Annotated in this window: 13 protein-coding genes; 8 read left to right on the forward strand and 5 right to left on the reverse strand. The window is 65.5% G+C overall.

All coding sequences use genetic code 11. The features are described 5' to 3' along the window. Window positions 1-39: 39 nt before the first annotated feature. Window positions 40-498 carry a PPOX class F420-dependent oxidoreductase gene (locus C1A30_RS26730; RefSeq protein ID WP_101951306.1) on the forward strand — a complete coding sequence of 153 codons (459 nt, stop codon included), beginning with the start codon at window positions 40-42 and terminating at the stop codon, window positions 496-498. Between the two features lie 2 nt (window positions 499-500). On the opposite strand, the gene C1A30_RS26735 is transcribed toward C1A30_RS26730, so the two are convergent. Next, complete coding sequence (locus tag C1A30_RS26735) at window positions 501-890, reverse strand: DUF3224 domain-containing protein (protein WP_101951307.1); 390 nt, start codon at window positions 888-890, stop codon at window positions 501-503. Window positions 891-1,061: 171 nt separating this feature from the next. On the opposite strand from C1A30_RS26735, the gene C1A30_RS26740 reads away from it, so the two are divergent. From C1A30_RS26740 to C1A30_RS26750, 3 genes are read left to right on the forward strand one after another with little or no spacing between them, the layout of a single operon-like run. Next, window positions 1,062-2,288, forward strand: coding sequence for a glycosyltransferase family 4 protein (locus C1A30_RS26740; RefSeq protein WP_101951308.1), 1,227 nt, complete (start codon window positions 1,062-1,064; stop codon window positions 2,286-2,288). Continuing rightward, window positions 2,282-3,007 (forward strand): class I SAM-dependent methyltransferase, encoded by a 726-nt coding sequence (locus tag C1A30_RS26745; protein WP_101951309.1) that lies wholly within the window; start codon window positions 2,282-2,284, stop codon window positions 3,005-3,007. Before C1A30_RS26740 ends, C1A30_RS26745 begins: the two co-directional genes overlap by 7 nt. Continuing rightward, entirely contained in the window at window positions 3,000-4,064 is a 1,065-nt protein-coding gene (locus C1A30_RS26750) for a prenyltransferase (protein WP_101951310.1), read from the forward strand. Before C1A30_RS26745 ends, C1A30_RS26750 begins: the two co-directional genes overlap by 8 nt. Here the strand turns inward: C1A30_RS26750 and C1A30_RS26755 are convergent. After that, the gene (locus C1A30_RS26755) at window positions 4,061-4,303 is read right to left on the reverse strand and encodes a hypothetical protein (protein ID WP_101951311.1); all 243 of its coding nucleotides are present in this window, start codon (window positions 4,301-4,303) and stop codon (window positions 4,061-4,063) included. The genes C1A30_RS26750 and C1A30_RS26755 overlap by 4 nt on opposite strands. A gap of 144 nt (window positions 4,304-4,447) precedes the next feature. Next, entirely contained in the window at window positions 4,448-5,095 is a 648-nt protein-coding gene (locus C1A30_RS26760; RefSeq protein ID WP_101951312.1) for a class I SAM-dependent methyltransferase, read from the reverse strand. Window positions 5,096-5,149: 54 nt separating this feature from the next. Between C1A30_RS26760 and C1A30_RS26765 the strand changes: the two genes are divergently transcribed. The 3 genes from C1A30_RS26765 to C1A30_RS26775 all read left to right on the forward strand — a co-directional run bounded on the left by C1A30_RS26765 (window position 5,150) and on the right by C1A30_RS26775 (window position 10,082). Beyond that, entirely contained in the window at window positions 5,150-5,719 is a 570-nt protein-coding gene (locus C1A30_RS26765; protein ID WP_101951313.1) for a TetR/AcrR family transcriptional regulator, read from the forward strand. Between the two features lie 173 nt (window positions 5,720-5,892). Next, entirely contained in the window at window positions 5,893-8,682 is a 2,790-nt protein-coding gene (locus tag C1A30_RS26770) for a hypothetical protein (RefSeq protein ID WP_101951314.1), read from the forward strand. Then, window positions 8,679-10,082, forward strand: coding sequence for a phosphatidylserine/phosphatidylglycerophosphate/cardiolipin synthase family protein (locus C1A30_RS26775; RefSeq protein WP_101951315.1), 1,404 nt, complete (start codon window positions 8,679-8,681; stop codon window positions 10,080-10,082). The genes C1A30_RS26770 and C1A30_RS26775 overlap by 4 nt, the downstream gene beginning before the upstream one ends. 1 nt (window position 10,083) lies before the next feature. On the opposite strand, the gene C1A30_RS26780 is transcribed toward C1A30_RS26775, so the two are convergent. After that, the gene (locus tag C1A30_RS26780) at window positions 10,084-10,686 is read right to left on the reverse strand and encodes a TetR/AcrR family transcriptional regulator (RefSeq protein ID WP_101951316.1); all 603 of its coding nucleotides are present in this window, start codon (window positions 10,684-10,686) and stop codon (window positions 10,084-10,086) included. A gap of 102 nt (window positions 10,687-10,788) precedes the next feature. Between C1A30_RS26780 and C1A30_RS26785 the strand changes: the two genes are divergently transcribed. After that, on the forward strand, window positions 10,789-12,126 hold the full coding sequence (locus C1A30_RS26785) for a cytochrome P450 (RefSeq protein WP_101951317.1): 1,338 nt from the start codon (window positions 10,789-10,791) through the stop codon (window positions 12,124-12,126). Window positions 12,127-12,207: 81 nt separating this feature from the next. Here the strand turns inward: C1A30_RS26785 and C1A30_RS26790 are convergent, their stop codons facing one another. Continuing rightward, on the reverse strand, window positions 12,208-13,170 hold the full coding sequence (locus tag C1A30_RS26790; RefSeq protein WP_101951318.1) for a bifunctional methionine sulfoxide reductase B/A protein: 963 nt from the start codon (window positions 13,168-13,170) through the stop codon (window positions 12,208-12,210). Between the last annotated feature and the right edge of the window lies 1 nt (window position 13,171).

The raw sequence follows: 13,171 nt of genomic DNA on the forward strand, positions 1-13,171 counted from the left end.
TCGAGGGGGTCTGACAGGCAGCGGCGCTAGGGTCGTGCCATGGCCCGAAAATATGCGACCGCTGACGAGGTCGGCCTTTCCGATCTCCTCGAGTTCGTCCGACCGCGACATCGCATGGTGCTGACCACGTTTCGTGCGGACGGGTCGCTGCAGAGCTCGCCGGTGTCGGGCGGCGTCGACGACAACGGCCGCATCGTGATCGCCAGCTATCCCCAGCGCGCGAAGTCGGCCAACATCCGCCGTACCCCGCGGGCCAGCGTCACGGTGTTGTCCGACGAGTTCAATGACGCCTATGTGCAGGTGGACGGCGACGCCGAGGTGATCGACCTGCCGGATGCCGTCGAGCCGTTGGTCGACTACTACCGCTCGATCGCCGGCGAGCATCCCGACTGGGACGAGTACCGGCAGGCGATGGTGGACCAGGGCAAGTGCCTGATCCGTGTCACCCCGCGGCGGTGGGGTCCGGTGGCGACGGGCGGGTTCCCGCCACCGCGATAGCGCTACCAGGCCCCGTCGAGGTCGAGCGTCATGGCGCCGGCGGGGTCGGCGCGGAACTCACCCGTGCCTGCGACCTTCGCCAGCCCCTCGGTACCGGATGCGATCCGCAGGTCGGCCGCGGCGACGCCGTCGCGGTACCGGCCGTCGTGCAGCAGCACCAGGCTGCCCTTCTTACCGCCGATCGTGCCGGTGATGTGCTCGACGCCGACGAACAACGCACTCTTGTCCGGCGAGTAGGCCAACAGCCACTTCGTCGTAGAGGTGCCTTCGATGTCGCCCTCGTAGCGCTTGGACACCAGCGCCTCGGTGAGCTTGGTCGCCTCGTCGCCGTCTTCGAACGGAGTCTCGTCCCAGCTGGCGATCTCGAAGCGCGCCTCGATGTGTCTGGTCATGACGGTCGAATACCCCGGCCCACAGTTCGGGAATCGACCAGGCTGTGATAGTCAGGGCTGGGCGGTCGCGTTGCGTCCGCTAGCACGTCAAACTATAGTCTGGACACATGTCCAGAGGGTTCGGAGTTTCTGCGTGACGCCATCTGTCCACCTGACGGACCCCCGTTGACCATGCGTATCGCGTTGCTGTCTTACCGGAGTAAGACCCATTGCGGCGGTCAGGGCGTGTATGTCCGTCACCTGTCCCGCGGGCTCGTCGAACTCGGCCACGACGTCGAGGTGTTCTCCGGTCAGCCCTATCCCGAGGTGCTTGATCCGCGGGTGCGGCTGACCAAGGTGCCCAGCCTCGACCTCTACCGCGAGCCGGATCCGTTCCGGATTCCCCGGCCCAGCGAGATCCGCGACCACATCGACATGCTCGAACTGCTGACGACGTGGACTGCCGGCTTCCCCGAGCCGCGCACGTTCACGATGCGCGCAGCGCGGTTGCTGGCCGAGCGCCTCGACGACTTCGACGTCGTGCACGACAACCAGAGCCTTGGCACCGGCCTGTTGGACATCGCCGCGCTGGGCCTGCCGGTGGTGGCGACGGTGCACCACCCGATCACCCGCGACCGTGTGCTGGACGTGGCGGCCGCGAAGTGGTGGCGAAAGCCGTTGGTGCGGCGCTGGTATGGGTTCGCCGAGATGCAGAAGAACGTGGCGCGTCAGATCCCGGAACTGTTGACCGTGTCGTCGACCTCGGCGGCCGATATCGCCGAGGACTTCGCGGTGTCACCGAGTCAACTGCACGTGGTGCCGCTCGGTGTGGACACCGCGCTGTTCAGGCCGGCCGAAAAGCGGGTGAGCGGTCGCATCATCGCGATCGCCAGCGCCGACGTGCCCTTGAAGGGGGTCAGCCACCTGCTGCACGCGGTCGCGCGGCTACGCGTCGAACGCGATCTGGAATTGCAGCTGGTCGCCAAGCTGGAGCCGAACGGGCCGACCGAGAAGCTGATCGCCGAGTTGGGCATCTCTGACATCGTGCACAGCTCAAGCGGCCTGTCCGATTCGGAGTTGGCCGACCTGCTGGCGTCGGCCGAAATCGCTTGTATCCCTTCGTTGTACGAGGGCTTCTCGCTGCCCGCGGTGGAGGCGATGGCCAGCGGCACGCCGATCGTGGCGAGCCGGGCTGGTGCGCTGCCGGAGGTGGTTGGCACCGACGGTGCGTGTGCACGCCTGGTGCGGCCCGCCGATGTCGACGAGTTGACCCGCGTGCTCGGCGAACTGCTGGACTCGCCGGGGGATCGGCGCAGGCTGGGGGCCGCAGGCCGTCAGCGCGCGCTCGATGTGTTCAGCTGGGAATCCGTTGCGGCGCAGACGGTGTCGGTCTACGAGCGGGCGATGACGAAATGCTGACGGTCGACTTCGACAGGCTGGGTGTCGGCGCGGGTACCAAGGTGATCGACGTGGGCTGTGGCGCGGGCAGGCACTCCTTCGAGGCGTATCGGCGCGGCGCGGACGTCATCGCATTCGACCAGAACGCGGCCGACCTCAACGATGTCGACGAGATCCTGCAGGCCATGAAGGAGCAGGGTGAGGTGCCCGACTCGGCCCGCGCCGAGGCGGTCAAGGGCGATGCGCTCGAACTTCCTTATGCAGACGGCACTTTCGACTGCGTCATCGCGTCCGAGATCCTCGAGCATGTCCCTACCGACGACCGCGCCATCGGTGAACTGGTGCGGGTGCTGAAACCCGGTGGCTCGCTGGCGATCACGGTCCCGCGGTGGCTTCCCGAGAAGGTCTGCTGGATGCTGTCCGACGAATACCACGCCAACGAAGGCGGTCACATCCGCATCTACAAGGCCGATGCACTGCGCGACAAGGTGCTGGCGCACGGTCTACGGTTGACGCACACGCACCATGCGCACGCGCTGCATTCGCCGTTCTGGTGGCTGAAATGCGCTGTGGGCACGTCGAAGAACGACCATCCCGCCGTCGCGGCGTACCACAAGCTGCTGGTGTGGGACATGGTCGAACAGCCGTGGCTGACCCGCACCGCGGAGTCGCTGCTGAATCCGTTGATCGGCAAGAGCGTCGCGCTGTACTTCAGGAAGCCGGTGGGGCCTGTTGCCTGAGATTCCCGGCGTTCCCGGCGTGCTGACGCCTGCGCAGTGTCGGCAGACCGCGCGATCGATCGCGGCGACGCAGGAATCCTCAGGTGCCATCCCGTGGTTCGACGGCGGTCACACCGACCCGTGGGATCATGTCGAGAACGCGATGGCGTTGACTGTCGCGGGTCTTCTCGAACCGGCGCGCGCCGCGTTCGACTGGTGCCGGACCGCACAACGGCCCGACGGTTCGTGGCCCATCCAGTTGCGCGACGGCGTCGTCGAGGACGCCAACAGCGACAGCAACTTCTGCGCGTACATTGCCACCGGCGTATGGCACCACGTGCTGATCACCGGCGACCGCCGGTTTGCGGAGACGATGTGGCCGGTGGTGTGCAAGGCCATCGACTTCGTCGTCGACCTGCAGGCCAGCAGTGGTGAAATCGCTTGGGCGAAAGGACCTTCCGGTCCGGAACCAGAGGCGCTGCTGACCGGGTGTGCGAGCATCTACCACAGCATCCGGTGCGCGTTGGCGCTGGCGGATTACGTCGACGACGCCCAGCCCGAATGGGAGGTGGCCGTCGGTCAACTCGGCCATGCGATCGCGCACCATCCCGAGTCGTTCGTGGTCAAGGACCGATGGTCGATGGAGTGGTACTACCCGGTGCTCGGCGGCGCACTGCGCGGCGCGGCGGCCAGGGAGCGCATCGACGAGCGCTGGCACGACTTCGTGGTGCCCGGCCTCGGAATCCGCTGCGTCGACGACAGGCCGTGGGTCACTGGCGCCGAAACCTGCGAACTGGTCCTGGCTTTGGATGCGATCGGGCAGTCCGCCCGCGCCCACGAACAGTTCGCGGCCATGCATCACCTGCGCGAGGACGACGGGTCCTACTGGACGGGCCTGGTCTACGCCGACGGCAAACGCTGGCCGGTGGAGCGCACGACCTGGACCGGCGCGGCGATGATCCTTGCCGCCGACGCGTTGTCGCGGACCACCGCGGCCAACGGTCTGTTCCGCGGTGTCGACTTGCCGCGCGGCCTTGAAGGCGAATACGACTGCGCCTGTGCCACAAGCGATCGCTAGGACGGGCTGTTACGGCCCGGCCCGATGTACTTCCAGTTGCCGTCCTTCTGACACATCATTGTGGTTCCGTCGTAATAGGCGGTCTTCGTCCCTGGCTCGTAGGCCGATCCGTTGAACCAGCACATGAACGTCTCCTTGGGCTGTGCCTGTGCGATCGCGGCGGGCGCGACGAGGGCCGTCAGAGTGCCTGCGGCGACGGCGGCGCCGGCGATGAGTGAGGTGAAGCGGGCGGCTTTCATCGAAGTGTCTCCAGTGTGCGGTGCCTGCCCCCGGTGGGCTGGCGGTCGCACTCAACGTGTCATGACCGGCAGTGGTGCCGTAATGGCGCAGAAGCCAGAATCCGGTGCGCAGGCGGAAGAATTTCCTACCCGTTTGGTGAGCGACTACAGCGCCGCGCCCGGTGTTCCGGACGTCCGTTCCAACACCCGCATCGAACCGGTCGCCGACACCTCGCGGAAGTCGCCGGTGGCCAATGCCCGCTGATAGATGTGGAACGGCGCCTGGCCGCCGTCGTTCGGATCCGGGAAGACGTCGTGGATGATCAGCGCCCCGCCCACGTCGACCCAGCGGGCCCAGCCGTCGAAGTCGCGCTGCGCCGCTTCTTCGGTGTGGCCGCCGTCGATGAACAACAGCCGCAACGGAGTTCGCCAGCCGCGGGCGACGACGGGGGACTTGCCGACGACCGCGACCACGTGGTCGTCCAAGCCTGCGGCGTCCAGGGTGTGACGCAGCGTCGGCAGCGTGTCGAACAACCCGGTGACGGCGTCCACCATGGACGTGTCGTGGTACTCCCAACCGGGTTGGTGCTCTTCGGAACCGTGGTGATGATCGACGGTGTAGACGACGCCACCGGTCTGCTGCGCGGCGGCGCCCAACAGTACTGTCGACTTGCCGCAGTAGGTGCCGATCTCGACGCCGACGCCGTCGCCCAGGTACTTCCACGCGGTGTCGTACAGGGCACGCCCTTCCTCGGCGGGCATGAACCCGGTGACCTGATCGGCGAGGGCGAACAACTGCTCTGTGGTGCTCATCGCTGCCCAACTTACCGTTGCTGGTAGATGGCGGTTGTAGTAGCGTCCGGACACGTGTCCGATCCGGTCTTGGAGTCGACGCGGCGCCGCCTGACCGCCAAGCAGGCCGACACCGTAGACCGCCTTGGCCGTGCCGCCGTCGATCTGCTGAGCAGGGACGGTTTCGCGGGCCTCACCGTGCGCCGGGTGGCCGCCGAGGCCAGCGTCGGAGCGGCCACCGCGTACACCTACTTCTCGTCGAAGGAGCATCTGGTCGCCGAGGTGTTCTGGCGGCGGCTTGCCGCGTCGCCACCCGCTGCCCATGACTCCGACGACGCCGCCACGCGCGTGGTCGATGTGCTCGGCCACATCTCGCTGTTGGTCGCCGACGAACCGGAGTTCGCATCCGCGGTCACCAGCGCGCTGCTCGGCAAGGACCCCGATGTCGAAGTGCTGCGACTGCGTATCGGCGGCGAGATCCGCGACCGGTTGGCGGCCGCGTTGGGCCCGGACACCGATCCCGAGATCATCGACTCACTGGAGATGCTGTACTCCGGTGCCCTGGTCCGCGCGGGCATGGGGTACGCCTCGTACGCCGAGATCGCCGAGCGGCTGGAGAAATCCGCCAGGTTGATGCTGCGCTGACGCTTTGCCGACGCGGCGTGCCGGGTGATCAAAGCGCATCTCGCCGAGCGTATTTGCGGAATCTCCGCACTTTTCTGCGGCGCGGACTACCTAGGGGCGAAACGATCCGGCACCGCAAATTGGGGTAGTCCGCTACCCCTACGGCCTCGTCGCGCCGCTGCGACAGTCGTGCCATGAAGCGCACGACAGACCTTTCGCAGTACCAGAACATCCTGCCGTACGACAGCGAGATCTTCGGTGTCTACCAACCGATGCTCGGCTGGCGGGCCAAGCGGATGATCCGCCGATGGGACCGCGGGTTCTCTGTGGACCAGGCCCGCGCGTTCGAGTCGCTGTACCGAAAGTTCAAAGGGCAGTTCGAGTTTGCGGTCGACGAGCGGCAGACGCTGACCCGCATCGCCAAGCTGGAACCGGCGGAACTGAGCGAGGGGCAGACCCGGTTCGGCGGCAGCTTCGTCATGCAGCGCATCGCCGACTCACTGCCCCCGCTCACCGAATACGACGACGCGGTGTGGGACACCCTCATTTCACCGGAACGGATCCAGGAGACGCTGAAGAGCGTCGTGATCCCCGAAACGCAACGATGGCACAAGACCGCGCGCAGTCGCCCCGGCGTCAACGACTTGGTTGCCAACCAGTTGAACCGCGAGTCGGCGGTCGCCGGATTCGTCATGTACCTCAAGGCCAATCACCATTTCAACGAACTCAAGGAGCTGTTCTACCGACCGGACAGGAACCTGTCCCGACTGCTGGCACTGCTCAAGTTCCGCGATCCGCTCGACTACATGGACCCGTTCAAGGATCTGGACCGGGTGAGCCTGTCGCCGCTCGGGATCGTGCACCTGTTCCGGCAGTTCTTCTTCGAGTTCGACACGTTCCTCGGCCCGCCGGTAGGCCACGTCTGGCTGAGCCCCGGCGCGACCGTCGAACTGGTCGAGGTCAGCACACGCAAGACGCTCGTCGAACGGATAACCGAGAACGCGATCGAGACCCTCGTCAAAACCGAGAAGTCGAGCACCGAGCAGGACGAATTGTCCGATGCGGTCAAAGAGGACAACAAGTCCGACACCAAGTTCGGCGTCAACACCACCGCCAACCAAAGCTGGATCGGCGGTAGCGCCAGCGCGTCGGCCAACATCGACATGGGCAAGACGCAGTCCAAGGCACGGGAAGTGACGCATCGACGCATGCGGGAGCAGACCGAGAAGCTGTCGACCGAGATCCGCAAGAACTACAAGACCACATTCCGCACCGTGACCGAGACGACCGACACGTCCAGTAGGCGCTACGTCATGACCAACCACACCGACAAGCTGATCAACTACGAGTTGCGACGCAAGATGAGGCAGGTCGGGGTGCAGGTCCAGGACATCGGGACGTACCTGTGCTGGCAGACCTACGTCGACGACCCCGGCCGTCAACTCGGTATCGCCAATCTCGTGCACCTGGCCAAGGGCCCGGAGGTGGGCACCCCGCCTTCGCCGGAGGACATCCCGATGCCCACGCCGATCGTCACCGAGCATCCGATCGACATCCCGTTCGTCCCGAGAACCGAGGACACCATCCCCGAAGACGACATGGACGAGGCGTATCGGGACGGCATCGAGGTCAACCTCGACACCAACGAGGGCGACAAGGAGAAGATTCAAGCGGACTTCTCCGGCTACATCGCGGTGTGCGAACAGGCAGGGTACGAGTTCGGCCCCAACGGTGCGGTTGAGGACGGCATCATCGAATTCGACTACGGCGGAAACGACATCGAGATCTCGCTGAGCGACATCGCGGAGCCCTCGCCGGGCAAGATCACCTTCGGCATCCACCTCGAACACGTCAACTTCCGCAACGTGTCGCCGCTGCGCGTCACCGCCAAAGTCACCTGGCAACCGACGCAGGCAACCTTGGACAGGGTGAACACCGAGCGCAACGACGCCATCGAGAAGTTCAAGGAAGAGACGCGACGCGAATTCGAGAAGGCGTTCGTCGAAGCCGCCCGCGACCGGATCAACAAGGCCAGCAACATCGAACCGCGCGCGTTCGAGGATCTCCGCGAAGAGGAACGCATCGTGGTGTACCGCAGCCTCATCCAGGAAATGCTGACCAAAGATCTGCCGATGCCCGACGACCGCACCCGCCACGTCGTCGCCGAGTTGCTGAACACCATTTTCGACGTCGACAAGATGCTGTACTTCGTCGCGCCGGAGTGGTGGCGTCCCCGCCTGCATCAAAGCCACCAGTCGTTGGGCGGGCAGCGGATCCCGTCGGACATCGCCGGTGCCTCCTCCGTATTCGGCGAACTGCAATCCGAGGCGACGAAGAACGTCGTCACGAGTGTGGCGACGACGAGTCAGAAGACCCAGGTCGCGCCCATGGACACCGTGTCGTGGGGAGGGGCCGACAACCGCGTCGACACCTACTACATCACCGAGGAATCACGCCCCGCCAAACTCGGTGCGTCCCTTGGCTGGTTGCTTCAACTCGACGGCGACGACCTGCGCAACGCGTTCCTCAACGCGCCGTGGGTCAAGGCCGTGATCCCCGTTCGACCGGGCAAGGAACGTGCGGCGATGAACTGGCTGCAGCGACTCCACGTCGAGGGCACCGACGGTCTCGGTGACAAGTACGTTGCCGCGCCCGCAGAACTGGCGCAGATCCCGCACTCCGGACCGTTCGTCACGGTGCGCGACGCGATCAACCACCTGTGTGACGTCGTCGCCGAAAAACACGCCGCATCAGTCGAAGTGGATCTTTATCCGACCGACGAAATCGATGACGACAACCGCGTCTCGGCCACGCCGGTGGACAAGGTCTACGAGCACGGGTTCTATCCGCTGCAGGGCGGTTTCCGGGCGACGCCGGGGACAGCCGACTTCGAGGTGTTCGACCAGTGGGTCGAGGTCCTGCCGACCGACCAGGTCGTGCCCGTGGAGGTGGCCTACGACCCCAAGACCGGGCGACAGCTTTGACCGACTGGTTCCTGCCGCCGGGCGGTCCCGGATCGGACGACGAATGGTGTTTCCAGACGGTGCCGACCGCTGGGATTCTCGTCCACACCTCCGCTACGGCGTACTACGACCGGCTCGCGGCAGTGCTGTCGCAGGCCGGGGAGAACGATGAGATCCTGTTGGCCGGTTGGTCTTTCAGCCTGGACATGATCTTCACCGAGAAGTTCAAGGACTTCCAGCAGCTGAAGCTGTTCCTCGAGTCGGCGCGCGGCCATCGGGCGAAGGTACGGATGCTCGCGACTCCGCAGAACGACGGGGCGGGAGAAGTCGCCAAGGCGGCGAACGTGGACGTCGATGCGTCGGTCGACGACCAACTGCCCCCTCGCGGGTCGCACCATCAAAAGGCGGCCTTCGTCAAGCTCAAGTCGAGTTCTCACCTGTTCGTCGGCGGGATCGACCTGACCCTGATGCGCAGAGGCTGGTTCGATGTGCAAGCCGAGATCATCGGTGTGGGCGCCGATCTCGGCCGCAAGACGTTGGAGGAGCGCTGGGAGTCGGTCAAGCCGCCGCTCGGTGGCCTCAGCGCGACAAAGCGGTCATTATCGCCGACCCAGGGAGACGCCCATCAGGTTCAGTTCGTGCGTACCTATCCGCCGTTCCCCACGGACACCACGGGCTGGAAACGCAAGTACGCCAAGGACGGCGACCACACCTACTATTCGCTGCTGTCGCGAGCGATACGCAACGCCAGGAAGTCGATCTATCTCGAGGAGCAGTTTTTCCAGACCATGGGGCCCGCCCCCACCAGAACCAATCCGGTCGGCGGATCCTCGCCGCGGCTGCGATCCGACCTGCCTGATGTGCCCGACACGATCGAGCGCCTGCTGGCGGATGCCGTCGGGCGCGGGGTGAAGTTGGTCGTCGTCGCCGCACAGAAGGGCGGAGCGTTGCCGGTGCCCGATGCCGGTGCGCGGGACAACCTGGTGAGGACCCTGACCGGTGCAAGCTCGACCAATCCTCCGGTGCTGCTGCAGACGGTGACCAGGGTGGAGAGATTCGTCGAGAGCGGATTCGAGGTCCGCATCTTCCATGACTTCGTGCATTCGAAGACGTGGATCTTCGATGACGAGTTCGTCGTCGTCGGCTCGGCCAATCTGTGGCCGCAATCGTTGGTCAGTGTGGCGGTGCCCGCCGAATCGGAGTTCGGGGTCGCGTTCACCAGCAAGGTCGACGGCACCTCGCTCGGTTTCCCGAAGGTGTCCTTCGCGCGCGCCATGCGAATCAAACTCTGGGAGCGGCTTCGGCAGAGCAAGGACCCCAACTACAAGTTTCCCCGGGTCGCCTCGGCGTCGTTCGACGACGAGATCAGAGAACTGCGAAAGCCGATCGGGGGTCGCGACCCGTTCGTCGAGATGAGCTGACTCAGCCGCGCGGGCCCAACAGGGCGGTCGCCGCTGCGATCGCGTGCTCGATGATGCCCTGCACATCGCGGTCGTCTTCGACGAAAAGCGCTGTCAATTCCCGTAACCCGCCCAGCAGGATCAACGCCAACGGCCTGGAGATCGGCGGCAGATTGGCACGCCGGAAGCCGGGGCTGTCCGTGAGGTTGACCAGCATGTCGGTCAACGCCTCCATCGCCTGCCGGTTCAGCGGCTTGGCCACCTCCCCGAGCGCGGGCGCTTCGCGGATCCAACTCAGCGTGATCGCGGGCCGCGACCCGATGTGGTCGACGTAGGCCACTGACGCCTGCCGGATCTGCTGATCCCAGTCGGCCTCCGGATCGACAGCCGCCTGGATGTTGGCGATCAGGTTCTCGTTGTTTCGCCGCAGCAGTTCGATCAGGCACTCCTCCTTGCTGGCGAACTGCTCGTAGAAGGTCCGCTTGGAGGTGCGGGCGTGCCGGACGATGTCGGCCACGGTGGTGTCGCGGTATCCGCGCTCGCCGATGGATGCGGCCAACCCGTCGATCAACCGGTCGCGGAAGGCGTCATCGACGGATGCGGCCCTGTCGAGCGCTGTCGTCATTTCGCCTCCCTGCCCTTGTGTCGGTTGGTACCAACCGGTACCGTACTACACAGACCCACGGTACACCGAAGTACCAAACAGACGGCTAGGAGTGAGGCACCGATGACTGACACCGCAGTGACCGTGGAAGCGAGCGCTACGGAGCGGCCGGGAAAGATGCCGCCGGCAGTGCACCTGCCGAAGGTCGTTCAGATGGTCTTGATGGCCGGGTTCCGCCGCCGGTTCCTGCGGTACGCCGACAAGCGGTACGGCTCGGTGTTCGCGATCAATGTGCCGTTCTTCGGCCGCAGCGTGGTGGTCTCCGACCCCGCATTGGCTCGTCAGGTGTTTCTCGCGAGCACCGACGACCTGATCAACGTCCAGCCGAACCTCAGCCGGATCTTCGGTCCCGGTTCGGTTTTCGCGTTGGACGGTAAGGAGCACCGGGCCCGCCGCAAGCTGCTCGCCCCGCCGTTCCACGGGCAGAGCATCAAGAACTACGAGAAGGTCATCGAAGAGGAGACGCTGCGCGAAGCCGCGACGTGGCCGGAGGGTGTCGAGTTCCGAACCCTGGAAGCGATGAACAGGATCACGCTGAACGTCATCCTGCGCACCGTGTTCGGCGCCGACGGCGCCGAATTGGACTTCCTGCGGGAGATCATCCCGCCGTGGGCCGAACTGGGCTCGCGGATGGCCACGCTCCCGGAGCCGCGGTTCAACACGGGCAGGCACAGCCCGTGGGGCAAGCTCGCCGAGTTCCGCCGCAACTTCGACCGCACCGTCTTCGCGCTAATCGACAAGGCCAAGGCCGACCCGAATCTGGACGAGCGCACCGACATCCTCGCGCTGCTGTTGCGCAGCACCTACGAGGACGGCACGCCGATGTCGCGCCAGGACGTGTCCGACGAACTGCTGACGCTGCTTGGCGCCGGCCATGAGACCACCGCGTCGACGCTGGGCTGGGCGTTCGAGCGGCTGCGCCGCCACCCCGACGTGCTCGCCAGGCTCGTCGAGGAAAACGACAACGGCGGCAACGAGTTTCGTCAAGCCACCATCCAGGAGTTGCAGCGCAACCGGACGGTCATCGACTTCTCAGGACGGCACGTGCAGGCGCCGCATTTCGACCTCGGCGACTTCCGGATTCCGCACGGCTACACCGTGATGATCGCGATCGCCAACGTGCACGCCAACGCCGGCGTGTTCCCGAATCCCGAGCGCTTCGACCCTGACCGGTTCATGGGCACCAGGACGCCGACGGCGTGGGTGCCGTTCGGCGGCGGCACCCGCCGCTGCATCGGGGCGGCGTTCGCGAACGTCGAAATGGACGTCGTGCTGCGAACCATCTTGCGGCACTTCGTCATCGAGACCGACGAGGCCCCGGAGGAGAAGGTCCATTTCCGGGGCATCGCGTTCACACCGAAGGACGGCGGCCGGATCGTGGTGCGCCGCCGCGCTGCCTGACCCGGATACATCGAAACCACGCCTTCTGACGGATTTCGGCCGATTTCTCGTCAGAAACCGTAGCCTCGGCGTCCGTGCTTCCTAAACTTCAGCGCGCTTCGGCAGTTTCCAGCCCGGCCGCGGGAAGTGGCAGGTGTACCCGTTCGGGTAGCGCTCCAGGTAGTCCTGGTGCTCCGGTTCGGCCTCCCAGAAGTCACCGGCGGGGGTCACCTCGGTGACCACCTTGCCCGGCCACAGCCCGGAGGCGTCGACATCGGCGATGGTGTCCAGCGCGACGCGCTTCTGCTCGTCGTCGAGATAGAAGATCGCCGACCGGTAGCTGGTGCCGACGTCGTTGCCCTGCCGGTTCTTCGTGGTCGGATCGTGGATCTGGAAGAAGAACTCGAGCACGTTCCGATAGTCGGTCTGCGCCGGGTCGTAGACGATCTCGATCGCCTCGGCGTGGCCGGGATGGTTGCGGTAGGTCGGATGCGCGTTCTGCCCGCCGGTGTAGCCGACCCGGGTCGACACCACGCCGGGCTGCTTGCGGATCAGGTCCTGCATGCCCCAGAAGCAGCCGCCTGCCAGGATCGCCGTCTTGTACTCGCTCACGCTCACTCCTTTTTCGAATAGGGCCCGGTACTGCCCGTACCCCTGCGCCTCGAGGTCGTCGAGGTGGATGAACCTCAGCGAAGCCGAGTTGATGCAGTAGCGCAACCCGCCTTGCGCCCGCGGTCCGTCCTTGAACACATGGCCCAGGTGGCTGTCGCCGTGTTTGGACCGCACCTCGGTGCGCATCATCAGATGCGAGAAGTCCCGCTTCTTGATCACGTTGTCCGCGTCGACCGGTTTGGTGAAGCTCGGCCAGCCGGTGCCGCTGTCGAATTTGTCTTCCGAGGCGAACAACGGCTCGCCCGATACGACGTCGACGTAGATGCCGGGCTCGTGGTTGTCCCAGTACTGACCGGTGAAGGGGCGCTCCGTGCCGTTCTGCTGCGTCACGTAGTACTGCTCTTCGGAAAGGGCGGCGACCGCGTCCGGATCGTGTCTGAATTGCTGCGACATA

The sequence above is a fragment of the Mycobacterium sp. 3519A genome, from assembly GCF_900240945.1.
In the GTDB taxonomy this organism is placed as follows: Bacteria; Actinomycetota; Actinomycetes; order Mycobacteriales; family Mycobacteriaceae; genus Mycobacterium.